This is a genomic window from Paenibacillus sp. FSL P2-0136, from assembly GCF_037975325.1.
GTDB classification, from domain to species: Bacteria; Bacillota; Bacilli; order Paenibacillales; family Paenibacillaceae; genus Paenibacillus_AQ; species Paenibacillus_AQ silagei.
The window spans coordinates 772,697-789,811 of record NZ_CP150244.1 but is presented as its reverse complement, the minus strand read 5'-3'; the positions used below and the strand labels follow the sequence as shown (position 1 = coordinate 789,811).

The 17,115-nt window shown below is 53.5% G+C and carries 16 protein-coding genes and 1 riboswitch; of the genes, 5 read left to right on the top strand and 11 right to left on the bottom strand.

Annotation, left to right across the window (positions count from 1 at the left end):
• Nucleotides 1-7: 7 nt before the first annotated feature.
• Nucleotides 8-1,804: an ATP-binding protein gene (locus NYE26_RS03275; RefSeq protein WP_339253862.1), complete on the bottom strand. Its 1,797-nt coding sequence runs from the start codon at nt 1,802-1,804 to the stop codon at nt 8-10.
• Nucleotides 1,805-2,033: 229 nt separating this feature from the next.
• Nucleotides 2,034-3,929: an ATP-binding protein gene (locus NYE26_RS03270; RefSeq protein ID WP_339253860.1), complete on the bottom strand. Its 1,896-nt coding sequence runs from the start codon at nt 3,927-3,929 to the stop codon at nt 2,034-2,036.
• Between the two features lie 269 nt (nt 3,930-4,198).
• Between NYE26_RS03270 and NYE26_RS03265 the strand changes: the two genes are divergently transcribed.
• From NYE26_RS03265 to NYE26_RS03255, 3 genes are all read left to right on the top strand, one after another.
• Complete coding sequence (locus NYE26_RS03265) at nt 4,199-4,807, top strand: hypothetical protein (protein WP_209877219.1); 609 nt, start codon at nt 4,199-4,201, stop codon at nt 4,805-4,807.
• Nucleotides 4,808-4,893: 86 nt separating this feature from the next.
• Nucleotides 4,894-4,955: riboswitch (Fluoride riboswitch) on the top strand.
• A 72-nt stretch (nt 4,956-5,027) separates the two neighbouring features.
• Complete coding sequence (locus tag NYE26_RS03260) at nt 5,028-6,341, top strand: voltage-gated chloride channel family protein (protein WP_339253858.1); 1,314 nt, start codon at nt 5,028-5,030, stop codon at nt 6,339-6,341.
• Nucleotides 6,342-6,591: 250 nt separating this feature from the next.
• Nucleotides 6,592-7,272 (top strand): peptidylprolyl isomerase, encoded by a 681-nt coding sequence (locus tag NYE26_RS03255; protein ID WP_339257302.1) that lies wholly within the window; start codon nt 6,592-6,594, stop codon nt 7,270-7,272.
• A gap of 402 nt (nt 7,273-7,674) precedes the next feature.
• Here the strand turns inward: NYE26_RS03255 and NYE26_RS03250 are convergent, their stop codons facing one another.
• The 6 genes from NYE26_RS03250 to NYE26_RS03225 all read right to left on the bottom strand — a co-directional run bounded on the left by NYE26_RS03250 (nt 7,675) and on the right by NYE26_RS03225 (nt 11,896).
• A complete protein-coding gene (locus tag NYE26_RS03250; RefSeq protein WP_155991317.1) occupies nt 7,675-8,004 on the bottom strand; it encodes a DUF898 family protein in 330 nt (109 codons plus the stop codon).
• Nucleotides 8,005-8,211: 207 nt separating this feature from the next.
• Entirely contained in the window at nt 8,212-8,541 is a 330-nt protein-coding gene (locus tag NYE26_RS03245; RefSeq protein ID WP_339222501.1) for a hypothetical protein, read from the bottom strand.
• 36 nt (nt 8,542-8,577) lie between these two features.
• Nucleotides 8,578-9,279 (bottom strand): pirin family protein, encoded by a 702-nt coding sequence (locus NYE26_RS03240; RefSeq protein ID WP_339253856.1) that lies wholly within the window; start codon nt 9,277-9,279, stop codon nt 8,578-8,580.
• Between the two features lie 21 nt (nt 9,280-9,300).
• The gene (locus NYE26_RS03235) at nt 9,301-9,876 is read right to left on the bottom strand and encodes a hypothetical protein (protein WP_036723452.1); all 576 of its coding nucleotides are present in this window, start codon (nt 9,874-9,876) and stop codon (nt 9,301-9,303) included.
• Between the two features lie 163 nt (nt 9,877-10,039).
• Nucleotides 10,040-10,972: a manganese-dependent inorganic pyrophosphatase gene (locus NYE26_RS03230; protein ID WP_339253854.1), complete on the bottom strand. Its 933-nt coding sequence runs from the start codon at nt 10,970-10,972 to the stop codon at nt 10,040-10,042.
• Between the two features lie 87 nt (nt 10,973-11,059).
• On the bottom strand, nt 11,060-11,896 hold the full coding sequence (locus tag NYE26_RS03225) for an AAC(3) family N-acetyltransferase (RefSeq protein WP_339253852.1): 837 nt from the start codon (nt 11,894-11,896) through the stop codon (nt 11,060-11,062).
• A gap of 165 nt (nt 11,897-12,061) precedes the next feature.
• Here NYE26_RS03225 and NYE26_RS03220 point away from each other — a divergent pair, with 165 nt between their 5' ends.
• Nucleotides 12,062-13,045 carry a ring-cleaving dioxygenase gene (locus NYE26_RS03220; RefSeq protein WP_339253850.1) on the top strand — a complete coding sequence of 328 codons (984 nt, stop codon included), beginning with the start codon at nt 12,062-12,064 and terminating at the stop codon, nt 13,043-13,045.
• Between the two features lie 123 nt (nt 13,046-13,168).
• Here NYE26_RS03220 and NYE26_RS03215 read toward each other — a convergent pair whose 3' ends face one another.
• Together NYE26_RS03215 and NYE26_RS03210 are read right to left on the bottom strand one after the other, a co-directional pair.
• Nucleotides 13,169-13,861 (bottom strand): hypothetical protein, encoded by a 693-nt coding sequence (locus tag NYE26_RS03215; protein WP_339253848.1) that lies wholly within the window; start codon nt 13,859-13,861, stop codon nt 13,169-13,171.
• A 105-nt stretch (nt 13,862-13,966) separates the two neighbouring features.
• Complete coding sequence (locus NYE26_RS03210) at nt 13,967-14,656, bottom strand: YjjG family noncanonical pyrimidine nucleotidase (RefSeq protein WP_339253846.1); 690 nt, start codon at nt 14,654-14,656, stop codon at nt 13,967-13,969.
• An 85-nt stretch (nt 14,657-14,741) separates the two neighbouring features.
• Between NYE26_RS03210 and NYE26_RS03205 the strand changes: the two genes are divergently transcribed.
• A complete protein-coding gene (locus NYE26_RS03205) occupies nt 14,742-15,710 on the top strand; it encodes an MraY family glycosyltransferase (protein WP_051477870.1) in 969 nt (322 codons plus the stop codon).
• Nucleotides 15,711-16,404: 694 nt separating this feature from the next.
• Here the strand turns inward: NYE26_RS03205 and NYE26_RS03200 are convergent.
• Nucleotides 16,405-16,926, bottom strand: coding sequence for a mismatch-specific DNA-glycosylase (locus NYE26_RS03200; protein WP_339253844.1), 522 nt, complete (start codon nt 16,924-16,926; stop codon nt 16,405-16,407).
• Between the last annotated feature and the right edge of the window lie 189 nt (nt 16,927-17,115).

Here is a 17,115-nt window from a genome sequence, read left to right as displayed (position 1 = left end):
TATTATCTTATCGGGAGTTGGAATCGTCCGGCCCTTCTGCACGCGGCAGAATGGTGATGGACTCGGTTCCGGCTCCTTTTTTGCTCATAAAACGAATTTCGCCCTCCATCGCTTCAATAATACGGAAGGTAACCATCAGCCCGAGCCCCGTGCCCTTCGTCTTGTTGGAGGAGAAATACGGCTCGCCCAGACGGCTAAGCACAGCCGGTTCCATACCTGCCCCGTTATCCTTAATATGAATATGTATTTTATCCCCCCGGCTGTATGCCAGCAGTTGAATCGTGCCTTCCTCCCCCAGGGATTCAATGCTGTTCTTGATGATATTAATCATCGCCTGCTTGAACTTCGAGGAATTCCCTTTGACCCACAGGCCGTCTTCCACCTCCAGAATCATTTTGCCCCCGTTCAAATGGCATAACGGCAGCAGGATGCTCTGGATATGCATGAACTCTTCATTCACATAGAGCAGGGAGACCTGTTCAAATTCCGGCTTGGCAAAGGTCAGAAAATCGGTGATAATACTCGCCGCCCGGTCTAGCTCACTGAGCGCCATGGACAGGTATTTCTGCTCGTCCCCGCTCGACTTCTCGCTGAGCAGCTGGAGGAACCCCCGGGTCACCTGGAGCGGGTTACGTACCTCATGGGCTACCGATGCTGCCAATTCGCTGATAATCTCCATTTTCTCTGAACGCTGCAGTTCGTTGTTGAACAGCTCCAGCTCCTGCGAATATTTCACCACTTGGCTGTGGTTCTGCGCCAGCCGCCGTCCCAGAATCACAATCAGCGAGAGAATGAACACAACCAGCGCCCACTTCCAGTAGAAGAGATCATAATTTCCGCGTTTGAAATAATACCACATCAGCTCCAACACCCCGGTAAGGGCAGCCGTACCGAAGCCGCAGGCGAAGATGATCGCATCCTTATTGCGCTTCAGGGAGAACACGATGACGCAGCCGATCAGCAGAATGAATTGAAGAATCATAATAATGCCGACAATATTGGTGGAGATGAAGTAATAGAATTTCAAATACCGGCCCCCGGAGAGTGCATTTATAATGAGGAGAACACAGCAAAATAAGGAATAGACCATCTGGAATTTGCGGAACCTGCGGATGATGCCGTATTTGCCCGCGCCGAATATTTTCTCGAACAGGAAGGTCAGTGCGGGTAACAGGGACAACAGCGCCACATCGAACAAAAATACACTGAGCCCGCCCAAATAGCTGTAGAAGGTATACGTGAAGGGAGAGTAGGTTACAGAGAGCACACCAGTAGAGGCAATGACAATGGACAGCGAAGCTGCCACGGGGAAATACTCCTTGTTCAGGAAAAATGCGCATACAAACAGCACCGCCGCCACGAAGATAAAAGCGCCGCCCAGAATCACATCTATGAGTCCGTTTTTGATATAGTCCTTAATTAGAAGACTGTGCTCACCGAGCATCACCTGCTCTTTGATTCCGATCCGGTCCTGGAGCGTCTGCGTCCAGATATAGAGCGTCTTTCCGTTATCACGCATGTCCAGAGGCACAAGCAAGGAATAATTATCCATAATGAAGCCGCGGTCTCCTTCAAAAACCAGCCGGTCCTCCACATACACCTTCACATGCAGCGCATAAATCGTCTGAATATAGACGGAGGGGGACACGTAATGATAGGAGGGCAAAGTAATCTTGGTCCAGGCGGAGGTTACCCCGGTAGGCTTGCGCGGCATCTCCGCCTTCGCCTCCACGTCAATCCACCCCTGGTCATCCTTTACAGGAGCCTGGAGTGCGCCATCATCCGGCCCCTCCTGCCACTTCATCTGCCAATGTCTGATCTCACTGGCGGGGGAAGCACTCTGCGCGGACACCAGGAGGCTTCCGCAGGCTAGGCAAAGCAGAAACAATACTAACGCTGTATGTAAACTTTTGACCATCAAAGACATGCAAGCACCTCAGAGGAAAGTTTTAGAAGCAAAGTTCTGTAGTGTTAATATTTCGCCCCATGCTCTGCCCATCCCTTCAAAAAAACGGAATAAACAAAAAAAATTTCTAATTCATGCTGGAGGCCGGCAATTTAATAAGCACCTCGGTTCCTTCGCCCTTGCGGCTGTGGAACTCAATCGTGCCGTTCATCGCTTCAATAATACGGAAGGTGACCATGAGGCCGAGCCCCGTCCCCTTGGTCTTATTGGAGTAATACGGCTCGCCCAGACGGGCCAGTTCGCTAACCTTCATTCCCTCGCCGTTATCCTTCACGCTGATGATTACCCAGTTGCCTGTCCTCCAGGCTGTTACGACAATCTCCCCTTCCTCCTGCAGTGATTCAATGCTGTTCTTGATCAGATTAATGAACGCCTGTTTGAATTTGGCCGGGCTGCCCGTCACTTGAAGCTCCTGCTGCAGACGCAGCTCTATCGAACCGCCCTGCAGATTAGCCAGCGGCAGCAGGATTCCCGACACATGCTTCAGCTCCCCCGAGACTTCGAATACATCCACGATATCCAAGCCCGGCTTCGCAAAGGTAAGGAAATCAGTAATGATTACCGAGGCCCGGTCCAGCTCTCCCACAGCCATCTTCAGATATTCCTTCTCCTTGTTGCCGGAGCGCTCCCCCAGAATCTGCAGGAACCCGCGTGTGACCTGGAGCGGATTACGCACCTCATGGGCTACCGAGGCGGCCAGCTCACTGATAATCTCCATTTTCTCCGAACGCTGCAGCTCATTATTGAACTTCTCCAGCTCCCTGGCGTATTCCAGCGCCTTCTCATGGCTTCCCGCAAACCGTTTCCCCAGAATAGCAATCAGGGAAAGAATGAATACCACCATGCCCCATTTCCACCAGTACAGATGATACCTCTCCATTGAAATGAAGTAACGCAGCAGCTCCGCCACCGAGACCACGGCAAATATAGAGAAGCCGCCCGTGAACAGGATGGCATCTGAATTGCCTTTGCGGGCATAAGAAAGCGCCAGATACAGCAGGTAGATAAGCTGGGCCATCATTAGTACACCGGTTGCGTTAATAGTCAGAATAGAATACAGCGCATCCAGCCGGAAGGATACTGCGGCATTCAGAATAAGCGCTGCGGTACAGAACACGGAATAGGCGAGCTGAAATTTACGCACCCGGGTAGTGAAGCCCCGCTTGCCCGGTCCGAATAGCTGCTCAAAATAAAGCGTGAACGCCGGCATAATGGTGAACAGGGCCATATCGAAGCTGATCTGCCTCAGACGATCCCCCCGGCTTAGAATCAGCGTCAGAAACGGGGAGTACGTCAGCAGCAACACTCCAAAGGACAGGATGACAAGGGCCAGAAAAAAACCGCTGTAGAAAAATTCGGGCTTAAGGAACAGCAGGCAGATCAATAACGCTCCGGCCATGAAGATCATGGCGGCTCCGAGCACAACGTCCACCAAATCCTGCTTCACATAAAAGGACAGCAGCTGATTATAGCTGCCAACCCTTATGTGCCCCTCGATTCCAAACTCCCCGCTGCCCGCATTCCACAGATAGAGCGGCTTTGCACTGTCTTGTGCCGGTAATGGAATCAGCACCTTGTTGCCGCTATATTCCACATCCCCGCTGGAATCGTAGATTAGCCGGTTGTCTATATATGCTTTCAGGTTGTCGCCAAATACTCTATCGATCAGAATAGCGGGAGTTGCTCCCGCAGGAGGCAAGGTAATCCGCATCCAGGCGGAAGCGGTACCTGCTGGCGAAAGGGGCCTGGCCTCCCTGGCCCGCACCCATGTCCATCCGGCGGCTGGCCCTGCCATTACAGCTTCTATGCCGCTATTCCCGGCCGTTTCCCACTTCAGCTCCCAGGCCGGAATTTCCGCTTCGGTATGTGCATCCCATTCTATGGCGATCCCCGCTGGAATGATGGTTATTACAAGCAGCAGCATAATAAAGACTGCGGCTGTTTTGGTTGATGCTAACTTCATTGTGGCACCTCAGTGAATCCTTAGTTGTATTTATATAGTCCATATGATTCTTATTTTCGACAACGTTTGCACAATACCTGCCATCAGACTGCAAATAACCTCGAAACGGCTCGGTTAATTCATCTATTCCGGTTATTCTGCCGGAGAAATGAATATATTAATCAGATGGGCAGCCTGGATGCCGGGCAGATTCGCCGCCGCTTAAACGGGTATAGTTGTACTATAAGATGAAGAAGACTTACAACAAGGGAAAAGGGAGCTGATTCACGATGGGTAACGAATTCAATAAGACGGAAGCCGACTTTGCATATGAGCGCTATACCAAAATGGGCGGTGTCTCCCCGGAGCAGGATATCCCGCTGGAAGAATTGCGTCCGCTTGGCACGATTACTGAGCCAAGCCCCAGTGAGGAAACTGCAGGCGCCGGGAACCGCCCGCTGGAATCTGCACTGGCCAGTCATGACCCTGCTCACTTCACACCGATCGATTTCGACGGTGTAGTGGATGACGGCTCGGATCCGGCGCTGGAGAGCGATCCTATTCTGGCAGCCGATATCGGCCTGAATGTGCCGGACGCCGGGCTTGGACCGCGCGCAGACCGCCCCGCTCCCTCTTCCGCCACCCCCGGTCCGCAGCGGGATGAGCTGCTGGAGTCGGATGCTATATACACGGCCGGTGCAGCCGGATTAACCGGCAGCGTCATTGATTATGCGGATACGGAGGAAGAGGTGACCGAAGAAGCGGAGGAAGCCGCTCCGCTGGAGGATGTCCCGGATGCGGATGAGCTGGTTCCCGGAAGCAGCATTGACCCGGTCTCCCCCGACCCTGATGCCATGCCCGGAACCGATGTGCTGAACGGCTCGAACGGTGACGAGTAGACGCGGCTAAGCGGTCCTGCCGGGGCGTTCACCCAAGGTCCAGGTTCATATTGACTTTTGGAGACAATCGGCATACGATAGTTTCATTCGATTACGGCGATGGAGTTCGCCATAACCGCCCTTCGGGGCTAATGACTCCTACCAGTGGTTAACTACGCTGGTAGGAGTCTGTTTTGATTTCAGGGCAGTATTTATTTCGGGTAGGGGAGCGTTAGCCATAATGAAGAGGAAGTATGAACGGTGGGCAGCACTTGCGGCGCGCCAGAGCCAGCTTGCGCTCTGGAGTACATTCGTCAAATGGGTAATCCTGGGGGGACTGGTCGGGCTGCTGGCAGGAAGTGCCTCGGCCTTGTTCCTGGCCAGTCTGAACGCAGTCACCCAGGTAAGGCTGGAGCATGCCTGGCTTCTCTTCCTGCTTCCGGCGGGAGGCGCGCTCGTCAGCGGAATGTATATGCGCTACGGCAAGAGCAGCCTGAAGGGTAACAATCTGATCCTGGAGCAGATCCGCCAGGGCAATGAAGCGATTCCGCTGCGCATGGCCCCGCTGGTCCTTGGCGGGACGCTGATTACCCATCTCTTCGGCGGCTCGGCCGGACGTGAAGGCACGGCTGTGCAGATGGGCGGCAGTCTGGCCGACGCACTCGGACGCTGGCTCAGAATCGGTCCGCTGGACCGCCGAATCCTGCTGATGTGCGGCATCAGCAGCGGCTTCGGCTCCATCTTCGGCACTCCGCTGGCCGGAACGGTGTTCGGCCTGGAGGTCATCGCCATCGGGCTGATCAGCCATAAGGCGCTGCTGCCATGTTTTGCCGCCAGCTTCACCGGTGATCTGGTAGCCTCCCGCTTGTGGGGCGTTCACCATATCCATTATCAGGTGGATGTCTTCCCCGCTATGGATGCGCTGGTGCTGGTCAAGGTTATATTCGCCTCCATCCTCTTCGGCCTGTGCAGCCTGCTGTTCAGTGAGCTTACCCATTATCTGAAGCGGACCTTCACCGCCCTAATCCGTAATCCTATGCTCAAAAGCGCCGCCGGCGGGCTGATCATTATCGCCCTGGTCTACATAGCCGGTACCCGGGACTATCTGGGGCTGGGCCTTCCGCTGATCAGCAGCTCCTTAGAAGACGGCGTATCGCCCTTCGCCTTTCTGTGGAAGCTGATCTTCACCGCCTTCACCCTGGGGACCGGCTTCCAGGGCGGCGAAGTAACCCCGCTATTCGCGATTGGAGCTTCCTTGGGGAGCAGCCTGGCCGGAGTGCTTCATCTATATGGGCCTTTCCTGGCCTCACTTGGCTTCATCGCCGTCTTCTGCGGAGCAACCAATACACCGCTTGCCTGCTTCATAATGGGCATCGAGCTGTTCGGCTCCGGCGGAGCGGTCTATATGTTCATCGCCTGCATCATCAGTTATTTGTTCTCCGGGCACAGCGGGATCTACAGCTCCCAGCTTATCGGCATCTCCAAAAGCGCCTTGCTGCCGGTTCCCGAAGGAACAACGCTCGCTTCCGCCAAAGAGCAGCCCGCACCAAAGTAGCGGAATCCGGCAGGCCGCGGAAGCAGGCTTTGCCAGAAGCAGGACAAAGAAGGTATGATACAGAGGTGAATGCACCAGATTATTCAACAAGTGGAAACGGCTTTGCCGTCCTTTTAAAGGACGGTACCGTTTCAACGAGAAATAGAAGGATAATTTATCGTGTGCAACATATTAATTCTTATATTTGGACAAAAGGAGAGATTCTGAAGTGAAGTCTATCACAAGAAAACCCGTCATCCTGCTTGCGGTGATGTGCCTGATGCTCGTCATTCTGGCGGGCTGCGGCAATAAGCCAGTGAATAATAATGCCGCCGGTAATGGTAACAGCAGTACCGGAACAGGCAGTGAGGCTACAGCAGCACCGCAGGAGAGCGCCGCTGCTACAGAAGGCGTGCCTTCAGCCACAGCCAGCCATCCGGTGGTTACGATCGAGATGGATAACGGCGCTGTTATTAAGGCCGAGCTGTATCCCGAGGTTGCCCCCAATACGGTCAACAACTTCATTTCATTGATCCAGAAGGGCTTCTATGACGGAACCATCTTCCACCGGGTCATTCCGGGCTTCATGATTCAGGGCGGGGACCCGGATGGCACAGGAATGGGCGGACCGGACTACAGCATTGCCGGAGAATTCAATAACAACGGCTTTACCAATAATCTGTTGCATACAGAAGGTGTGCTGTCCATGGCGAGAGGACAGCACGATATGAATTCTGCCGGCTCCCAGTTCTTCATTATGGCCGCTGCTTACCCAAGCCTGGACGGCGATTACGCCTCCTTCGGTAAGGTTACCGAAGGACTCGAAGCGGTCCAGGCGATCGTCAGTCTGCCGCGTGGCAAGAATGACCGCCCGGATCAGCCGCCGGTAATGAAGAAGGTCACCGTTGATACCCTTGGGGTTACTTATCCCGAGCCACAAAAAGCACAATAAGCAGCCTACAGGCCGGTTGCACTGACTAGTAGAGCAGGCTTAATTGTATTTTGTACAACTAAAACGTCTGGTTTGCTCCCCAGTAGACGTTTAGCTGTATTTCGTACACTTAAAATCCCCACTTTCCCGAGTTTCCACCCGTTGGGGCAGATTTAGTTGTACAGATTACAGCTATAAGAGACAAGCCTTCTTTTTCGCTGTTTTTAAGTGTACATTCTGCAACTATCCCTGAATGTCTACTTGGAACTACACGCATAAAGCACTGCTTGGTTGAACTACATTAACTTCTATAGGTCTGATGCTCAACTAGTCTTGCTCCAAAATCCACACAAAAGAGCCATCCTCCATAACCGGAGAATGGCTCTTCTTCGCATCCTGCGTATACTCGAAGCATACAGCTTCTTATTGGAAGTGGGTGTGCTTCGTTCTCCACTGCTCCAGCTTAATAACCACCCAGAAGCCGTAGATCCCAATCGTAATCACCGTCAGCAGGAACCACTTGATCCATTGTCCGAACAGGCTGACGGCTGTACCGTCGAACCGCAGGCGCTGCCCTTCCACCACGGTATGCTCGACCTTCCAGCGGTAGAGCATGACCACAGACCAGGGATAGCAGATGCCGAAGGTACAGACCGTAACCAGCCAGCCAGCGAGGCACCACCCAATGTACTCAATAAGCTTCCCGTCAAAATAAGATTCCCTGCTTCCATAATTCATCGCTGCCGTATTCATGTGCAGTGCTCCCATGGGTCTCCGCCTTTCATTCATGCAAAATCATTCCTGGTTCTATTTTCCTTATTATCCATGGTGAGCACCACTACATTTCTCACAAATCTAACTGGCAGTCCCATTTTCATCTATTTTCATAAAAGTGCATGAAGCAGCAGACCCCGAACCTCACGCCTATTGTAAGCACATGCGGTGGAGTCTGCGAAGGGATCAGGCCCAGTATTGATCTGGCCGGTATTCGATTTCGGACTGCACGGCTATCGTTAAGCGCCCGGAGTCCGCATCATAGGTTACAGGCTGATCTCCAACGTAGTACCAATGCTTGATGACCGGCCCGTCCGCAGGCTCCTCGAAGCGGAATACATTAAGCTCCGCCTTCAGCTCCACCACCGCAGCGCCCTTATCTGCCGCCACATTCGTCAGGGTGATCAAGGTCAGCCCGCCCTGCTCATCGAAGGTGTACCCGACTCCCTCCATGCTGTTCACAAGCATGCGTCCGGTTACGGAATGCTTCACGAGCACTCTCTCCTGTTCTGCCATTCAAGCTCCTCCTTCATGTCGGTATCCCGCCGCGCATTACGGCAGATCAATCACCATGACCAGTATATTCTCATCAGCCTTCAGCTCCAGCTGCGCTATGTCCTCGATTCTTGCCGAATCACCCGGCTTCAGCACATCATCCCCGTTCAGGGTAAGCTGCCCTTCAACCAGATATACAAAGCTGCGCCGCCCCGGCTCCTGCCGGAAATTCAGTTGCCCTCCCGCCTCGGCCTTCCCGAGATAAATGGTCATGTCCTGGGCTATATCGACAATCTCGTCAGAGGCTTCGGAGGCTACTACCGGAAGCAGCCTTCCTTCAAGCTTGGCCGGATCGAAGCGTCCGGTTGCATAAGAGGGAGCCGTCCCCCGGGCCTTGGGCATGAACCATAGCTGAAGCAGGCGGACCGGCTCACTGTCCGAAGGGTTATGCTCCGTATGAATCGCGCCGGTCCCTGCCGACATCCGCTGGATGCCGCCGAAGGACGTCTGCGCGACATTGCCGAGGTTGTCCTCATGACGAAGCACGCCGGACAGCACAATCGAGACAATCTCCATGTCACTGTGCGGATGGGCGCCGAAGCCTTTTCCCGGAGCGATCGTATCATCGTTACAGACACGCATCGGCCCAAAGGCCGTATTGTCCGGATCATAGAAATCCCCGAAGGAGAAGACATGACTGCCCTTCAGCCAGCCGTGATCGAACTGGTGCGCAGACGCAGCAGGATAGATTTTAATCAATGAAATCGCCTCCTGTGGTTATTATGAAGTGGTCGATATCTGCAGTTCAGAAACGATGAACCATTTCTTGGACGCAGCATCCTTGAAATACACCTGGATCATATAGTTCCCCTTGTCGGTAACCTTATAATTATACGCTGCCGATTTGAACCAGAAGCTGTCCTTCTTCTCTGTAATCGGCTGGTTATCTACAACATCCGTCTTGCCTGCCGGGTCTGTAATGGTGATTTTCAGATCGGAGATATCTGTTTTGAGATCATCCACCTGCACCAGGGCAGAGAAGGTATTGCTGGTGTCCATTCTGACTTTGCCGAAAATCTTGCCCGACTCATCCAGCAGCACCGTATTCACATTAGGCTTGTAGATCTTGACCGTCCCTGCTGAGTCGTCCACCGATACGATCGCCTGCATATTCTCGGAAAGCTGTTCCACAGGCACATAGACCCCGCCATCCGAGGATAGCGCAGACTGCTTAAGCAGCATATTATTCACATAGAATGAGAGATCTGTTTTGCCGGCAGCAGCATACAGCAGGCCTCCTCCCGAGACCATCATCAGGCACATTGTTGAAATCGCCAGCTTGCGCATCTTCCCCATTATTCCCGTCCCCCTCTATAATGTCCTATGCTGTTTATACCCTTCAGGCGGCAAGGAGTTGCTGTGAATTGTAAAATAAAACCGGCTGTACTTTTTTCCTGAGGAAAAGGCACAGCCGGTCACGGGACAACCTTATTGCTCCGGGCACACCCGGAAGCAGCATTTACAGCTTGGCGATCGTCTCGGTAAGAACCGGTACAATCTGAGATTTACGGGACACTACACCCTTCAGCACAGCCTTGTTATCATCCAGCTTCACATTGTAAGCCTGCTCCACAGCGCCGGCTACGCGGCCCAGGGCAAGACCCACGGAATCGTTGTTCAGGATATCGGTAACCACGAACAGGAACAGATCCAGTCCCTTGTCGTCAATAATCGCGGTAAGCGCCGCTTCCAGCTCAGGCTGCTTGGACAGGACATCATTCACATCCACAGCGTTAACCTGGGCAATCTCCACCTTATATTCACCCATTTTGAATTCCTTGGCATCCAGAGAGATCAGTTGGGCAATGCTCTTGTCGCTCAGGTCTGCACCGGCTTTGAGCATGTCCAGGCCATAGCTCTCGGCATCCACTCCGGCAATGACGGCCAGTTCACGCGCAGCAGCCACATCCTGCTCCGTGCAGGTCGGCGATTTGAACAGCAAGGAATCGGAAATGATAGCGGACAGCATCAGACCGGCGATGTTCTTGGGAATGGCCACGCCATTCTCTTTGTACAGCTTGTTCAGAATGGTAGCCGTACAGCCGACTGGCTCAGCCCGGTAATACAGCGGATAGGCGGTCTCGAAGTTCGCAATCCGGTGATGATCAATAACCTCAACCACACGGACCTGATCGATATCATTCGCACTTTGCTGGCGTTCATTATGGTCAACCAGAATCACTTGTTCAGCTTCTGCAGCAACGTTCTCCACCAGACGCGGTGCTTGTACCCCGAAGTGGTCGAGGGCGAACTGAGTCTCTCCGCTGATGTCTCCAAGCCGGACCGGCTCAGCATCCCAGCCCAGTTCCTTCTTCAGTGCCGCATAAGCAATGGCCGAGCAGATCGTATCTGTATCCGGGTTTTTGTGACCAAAGATCAAAGTTTTTGTCATTTCCAATCTCCTTACTATGTTTTTGTGAGAATAATATACCATACATTGATAGAAACCTGCCAGAGACCCGTAAATATCCGGCCTGGGTTAACTCTTGGTATGCTCCTGCACTGCCTCTACAGGTTGACCCCGCTTCGTCTTCGGCAGCGCCTCAGGCGCATTCTCCCCGTATAAAGGCTCGTTATCCGAGAACAGATCCGGGTTCTCTCTGAGCATATCACTCAAGATACGCGTAGTCTCTACAGTGCCGCAGAGCATAACCGCCGCATAGCCGAAGCTGCCCCTGCGCAGCGCCCCGCCGTCCTCCAGCACGGATTCCACCTTCCAGAAATGCTGCGACCAGGACAGTCCGCAGTGTCTGCGCGAAGGCACCGCGATCTCCCTGCCTTCAGGCGTCACGGTACAGAGCACCTCATGCCCGTCCGTCATCCGGCCGGGAATATCCACCCACTCTTCAATGCCGTGAATGAATGTATTTCTCCGCAGATCCACACCAAGCAGCATAATCTCCGCTTCCCGGTCCAGCAGCTTGCCATAGACCGAACCGCGTGCACAGGGCGTATCCCAGCGCTCATCTCCGGCCGTGAACACCGCCGCATCCCTGCCTAGCGCCGCCACCGAATGCGTAGGGTGCCAGGAACGGATCACGCCCGGCCGCTTGCGGAACAGCTCCGGCAGAATGCCCACGCAGGCAGGAGACTCCAGCACAGAGAAGCGCGGATTCTGCCCGTCGATATAAGACCAGGTATGCGTGGGCAGGACCAGCAGCCCCTCCTTCATATATTCAGAGAGAACATCCAGTACGGTATCCGCTCCCCCTTCCACTTCACCGATGCTTTTGAGCGAGGAATGGACCAGCAGTGTCCCCTGCGGATCGATCCCCATCCTCTCCAGCTGCTTCATCAGACTTGATCTGGTGTGCATGATTAACCCCGCTTTCCTGAATAATAAATACCGCCCATGAAATACACCTTGCAAAATTACTCATTTACTATTAAAATTATAGTAACTTAATATCAATAAGTAATTTTACAGATTTTTTATATATCGTGCTAAGCGAACCAACCAAATATTTCAGGAGGTATTCCCATGAGTTTAACATTAAAAGGGCTTCACCATGTATCTGCCATTACCGCCAAAGCGCCTGAGAACTACAAATTCTATACAGAAGTGCTCGGACTCCGCTTAATCAAGAAGACCGTCAACCAGGATGACGTATCTGTATATCACCTGTTCTACGGGGATGAGACCGGGAATCCCGGCACGGAGCTTACCTTCTTCGAGCTGCCTAACGCAGGGCGTAACCGCGACGGCAACAACAGCATCTCCGCACTCTCCCTGCGTGTTCCCGGGGATGATGCCCTGCTCTTCTGGACACAGCGCTTCACCGTGTTCGGTGTAGAGCATGAAGAAATCACCGAACGCGGCGGCCGCAAAACGCTGGCCTTCACCGACCATGAGGGCCAGCGCCTCATCCTCGTCTCGGATGAGCATAACGAGGGCATGCCCGGCGGCAAGCCGTGGGCCAAGAGCCCGGTTCCTGCCGAGTATGCCATTGTCGGGCTGGGACCGGCACATCTGACCGTCGAGACCGCTGAGCATACGGCACTGATTCTGGAGGACCTGCTCGGCTTCCGCCGCGCAGGCAGTTATCCTTCTCCGGTAGCGGGCCAGCCGGATATCCTCGTGTTCGAGACCGGTGAAGGCGGCTCCGGTACGGAGATCCATCTGGAGGAACGCAGCGATCTCCCGCAGGAGCGCCTGGGACGGGGCGGCGTGCATCATGTAGCCTTCCGTGTCGATAACGAAGAGGAGCTGAAGCAGTGGATTGAACGCATCCGCAGCGTACAGCTCCCGAACTCAGGCTTTGTGGACCGCTTCTACTTCCGCTCCCTGTACTTCCGCGAGCCGAACGGTATTCTGTTCGAGCTGGCAACGGACGGACCAGGCTTCGCCACAGATGAGGAAGTCGAGCATCTGGGCGAGGCGCTGGCCCTGCCGCCGTTCCTGGAATCAAAGCGCGAACAGATTGAGGCCCACCTGAAGCCGCTGGACACCCGCCCGCAGGTCTAACGTTATTGACTTAGTGAATTAGTTCAGATGAATTGCACATGAAGAAACTCCAGCTGACTTACAAGCCGGAGTTTCTTTTTAGGTTGGCCAAGCTTGCATAGCAGCTTAACTTACTGGTTCAGATCAGCTCTCCGACCAGGTGATCGTGAACAGATTGAAGCCGGGGCGGGCCGTGGAGGCTTTGCCTGTAATGGATACAGGACTTGTCCCGCCGAGTCTGCCCGAAATTTTTACATTGCTGGCGGATACCGACTCCGAGGCATTATCCAGATTTTTAATCCGCGCATATTCACTGTACACGAAGCCCATGATCTCCAGTGTCTCCTGCGTGGAATACGTGAACGCCACCTTCTTCTGGCCGTTAGCATCCGTATCCAGAGTGATCGCAATCAGGGCGTCCTGGGGAATCGGAAAATCCTTAGGCAGATTAACCGGTCTGGCCGTTCCCTCCACTACAGGAGCAGGAGTTGTATTCCCACCGCCGGTAGAGGTTCCCGGTGCAGTAGTCGGAGCAGGAATATTTGCGCTGCCTTCTCCAATTCTCACTTTATAGTTGACCGAGTCATAATTGATAGGCACCTTCAGCACCGTGGCGATCGATTGGACCGGCAGGTAGGTGAGACCTTCATAGGTAATTGGAGTCAGGGTTTTGCCATTGCCATCCTTCATCCAAAAAGGATTACCATCCACCACAATACCCAGGCTATGGTTCAGATAAGCCTTAATCTGCTGCAGCTTGGTGCCCGCATACACTCCTGCCGAGCCTGTTACCGTCATACCGGTGACCACCGCGGCAATCAGCCATTTTTTTCTCATAATATCCTCTCCCGTATGTTGTTGTTAAAAAAGTAGAAACTTTGCGTCCCTATATATTTAACACGGAAGCGAAACTTTCAACCTGCCTGCCGCCGTTTATTCCGCTTACGCGCGGTTCACGATCTCCACCAGCTCGTCCAGACTGCGGATTTCATAGGTAGGAAGGATCTCAGGATCACCGGACTTGCCCAGCGGATTGAACCAGCATGTATCGATGCCATAGTTGTTCCCGCCCCGGATATCCGAGGTCAGGGAGTCTCCGACGATTAGCACCTTGCGTCTATCGGACAGCTTAAGCTTAGCAAAAGCATAATCAAAAATCCCCGTCTCCGGCTTCTGGTAGCCCGTCTCCTCCGATACAATCACCGCCTCGAATACCTCGCTGAGCGGGGAACCCTTAATCCGGGCATGCTGCACATCGCTGATTCCGTTCGTAATCACTGCCAGCCGGCAACCGGTAAGCTCACCGCAGAGCTCGGCAGCCCCCTGAATCAGGAAGGTACCCTCCCCGAGAAAGCGCAGGTACGCTTCACTGAATTCCTCCGGCTTGAACGTGAGCTTACGGGCAGCAAACAGGCGGTTGAACCGTTCCACCCGCAGGGCGGCAGAGGTGATTAAGCCTTGCTCGAAATCCTTCCATAAGGCATGGTTAATCTCCTGGTAGCTGGCCGCATACTCCTGCGCGCCTGTCGGCAGCCCGAAGTGGGCAAAGGCATGGCTCAAGGCGTGGCTCTCGGCCATTCCATAATCGAACAGTGTATCATCAGCATCAAATAGGATACATTCGTATTTCATCTTTTCCTCCATCTCGCTTATGTAGTTCGACAACATACATCCTTCTGCGATATAATTTGGGATAGGCCTTAAAAAAATCAACGGGGTGATTGTCATTTTATACGGTTTAGCTTTTCTCGTGTCATTTTTTATCGTTTATCTGCTGATTCCTCCTCTGGGCAGGCTCGCTTTCCGGCTGGATTTCGTGGACAGGCCGAGGGAAGATGTTGAACGCAAAATCCATAGGGAACCCATCCCGCTAACGGCAAGCTACGCCATATTCGTAGGTTTTTTCATTACATATCTGCTCTTCGCACGTGAATTCACCCTGGAGACGCTCGCCCTGTTCATTGGCGGTGTGCTTCTGCTGACTATAGGAACCATCGATGACTGGTACAAAACCAAAGGCAAGGATTTCCCGGCCCTGCCCAAATTCATCGTACAGATTGCCGCCGCCGTTCTGGTGTTCTTTTCCGGCAATGCGTTTACCGGCTTCATTAATCCGTTCTCAGGTGATTATATCTCACTGCCGTTCATTTTGCAGTTCCTGCTGACGATCATCTGGATCTTCGGCGTGACTACGGTCATTAATTTCTCGGACGGTATGGACGGTCTGGCCGGCGGACTTACCGCGATCTCGGCAGTAACCCTGTTCGTAGTCGCACTCACGATGGGCCAATCTACTTCTGCCTACATGGCAATTTCGCTGATAGGGGTTACGCTGGCATACTTGCGCTTCAACAAGGCTCCGGCCAAAATCTTCATGGGCGATGCCGGCGCCACCTTCCTCGGCTTCATTCTGGCGGTGATTGCGCTGGACGGCGCCTTCAAGCAGGCAACGGTGTTGTCGCTGTTCATTCCGATTCTCGCGCTGGGCGTACCGATCTTCGACAATATTTTTGTCGTCATCCGGCGCTTCCTGAAGGGACAAGCCATCTATCAGGCGGACGCCACTCAGGTTCATTACCGTCTGCTTAAGGCTGGTCTGAACCAGAGACAAGTGGTCGGCGTGCTTTATCTGGCCAGCATTTGCCTCTCCCTGTCGTCCATTATCCTGCTATTGATCCAGACGTAGGTAGGCCGCAATTACAAGTGGAAACGGCATTGCCGTCCTTTTACAGGACGGTACCGTTTCAGCGAGAAAGATAAGGATAATTTTAGCGCGAAGCCTATAAATACTTATCTTTTGAAAAGGGCTGTTCCCAAAAGTCATGAAATGGCTGATTGGGGCAGCCTTTTTAGTTTTGGGTGGAGGCTGCGTGAACGGACCGTTGTTCCAATCGCTGTTGTCTCCAGATTTTATTTATTTCCCTAATCGGTAAAAATCCGGAGACAAAGGCGAACGCTATCGCTTTTCCGCGGGTCGTTCCGTTCTCTCCGCTGTTTAAGCGGGACACGAAATAAAAACCACAAACCAGGCCCTACAAAGCCTGTCTCCCTCGCGCCAGTGCATTGTATTCGGTTTTCGGCATACATTGGGCTCGCACACCCCCATCCGTCGCAATTGTGTTCGGTTTTTCGCCTATATTTGGTCCACGTGTCTCCGTACTGCCCAATGTGGTCGGTTTTTCGCCTATATCTGGTCCACGCGCCTCCGTACTGCCCAATGTGGTCGGTTTTTCGCCTATATCTGGTCCACGCGCCTCCGTACTGCCCAATGTGGTCGGTTTTCGGCATGCATTGGGCTCGCACACCCCCATCCGTCCCTATTGTGTTCGGTTTTTAACATACATCGAGCCCACGTACCCATATGCCGGGTTTTTCCGGCCTTAAGGCTCCTGCTCCTCCGTAAAGTCACGCAGCTGCGAGTAGATTCCGATGATCTCTGGCATCGGCATGCGGACCAGGCCGCTGGAGGAAGGGGCGACGAACTCGCGGACTCCGTCCACCACCGGAGCAATGCCTTCCTGGAAGCCCCAGGAGGCTGTAGTTCTGCGGCTGAATTCTGTGTACACGCCCTTGCCGACAAAGCAGGCAATCTCCGGGCGGTATTCCTCCAGCTTGGCCCGCAGGAGCTCACGGCCCCTGGCGTACTCCTCCCGGGTGATATCTTCAGCGCCTACGGTGGGGCGGGCAACGATGTTGGTGAAACCGTATCCCAGCTTCAGCAGCTCCCCGTCCTGGGAGGCCTCGTATAGCCGCGGCGTCAGCCCGGACTTATGCAGTATGCGCCAGAAGTTATTACGCGGATTGGCATAATGATGACCCAGCTCGCCGGAGCGGATGCTGGGGTTGAACCCGATGAAGACAATCTGGAGTCCGTGATCCAGATGATCCCGTACCTCTTCCATAAGGCTTCCCTCCTTAGCTGTCGTAGCTGGCAGGTCCATTTGAACCCTTACTTGCTATAATATAAGCATAACCCAAGCAGGCAGGTTAAGACACTCAGACGCTCTTGCTACCGCTATCCGAATAATAGATTTTGCAACGGAAGCAGTTGTAACCTCTTCTGCCGTCATGGATGCGGCAGAGCAAAGCCC

Coding starts and splice junctions, on each gene's coding strand:
- NYE26_RS03275 (WP_339253862.1), bottom strand. CDS start 1,804: ATGAAGTGGCAGGAGGGGCCGGATGATGGCGCACTCCAGGCTCCTGTA.
- NYE26_RS03270 (WP_339253860.1), bottom strand. CDS start 3,929: ATGAAGTTAGCATCAACCAAAACAGCCGCAGTCTTTATTATGCTGCTG.
- NYE26_RS03265 (WP_209877219.1), top strand. CDS start 4,199: ATGGGTAACGAATTCAATAAGACGGAAGCCGACTTTGCATATGAGCGC.
- NYE26_RS03260 (WP_339253858.1), top strand. CDS start 5,028: ATGAAGAGGAAGTATGAACGGTGGGCAGCACTTGCGGCGCGCCAGAGC.
- NYE26_RS03255 (WP_339257302.1), top strand. CDS start 6,592: ATGTGCCTGATGCTCGTCATTCTGGCGGGCTGCGGCAATAAGCCAGTG.
- NYE26_RS03250 (WP_155991317.1), bottom strand. CDS start 8,004: ATGAATACGGCAGCGATGAATTATGGAAGCAGGGAATCTTATTTTGAC.
- NYE26_RS03245 (WP_339222501.1), bottom strand. CDS start 8,541: ATGGCAGAACAGGAGAGAGTGCTCGTGAAGCATTCCGTAACCGGACGC.
- NYE26_RS03235 (WP_036723452.1), bottom strand. CDS start 9,876: ATGGGGAAGATGCGCAAGCTGGCGATTTCAACAATGTGCCTGATGATG.
- NYE26_RS03230 (WP_339253854.1), bottom strand. CDS start 10,972: ATGACAAAAACTTTGATCTTTGGTCACAAAAACCCGGATACAGATACG.
- NYE26_RS03225 (WP_339253852.1), bottom strand. CDS start 11,896: ATGCACACCAGATCAAGTCTGATGAAGCAGCTGGAGAGGATGGGGATC.
- NYE26_RS03220 (WP_339253850.1), top strand. CDS start 12,062: ATGAGTTTAACATTAAAAGGGCTTCACCATGTATCTGCCATTACCGCC.
- NYE26_RS03215 (WP_339253848.1), bottom strand. CDS start 13,861: ATGAGAAAAAAATGGCTGATTGCCGCGGTGGTCACCGGTATGACGGTA.
- NYE26_RS03210 (WP_339253846.1), bottom strand. CDS start 14,656: ATGAAATACGAATGTATCCTATTTGATGCTGATGATACACTGTTCGAT.
- NYE26_RS03200 (WP_339253844.1), bottom strand. CDS start 16,926: ATGGAAGAGGTACGGGATCATCTGGATCACGGACTCCAGATTGTCTTC.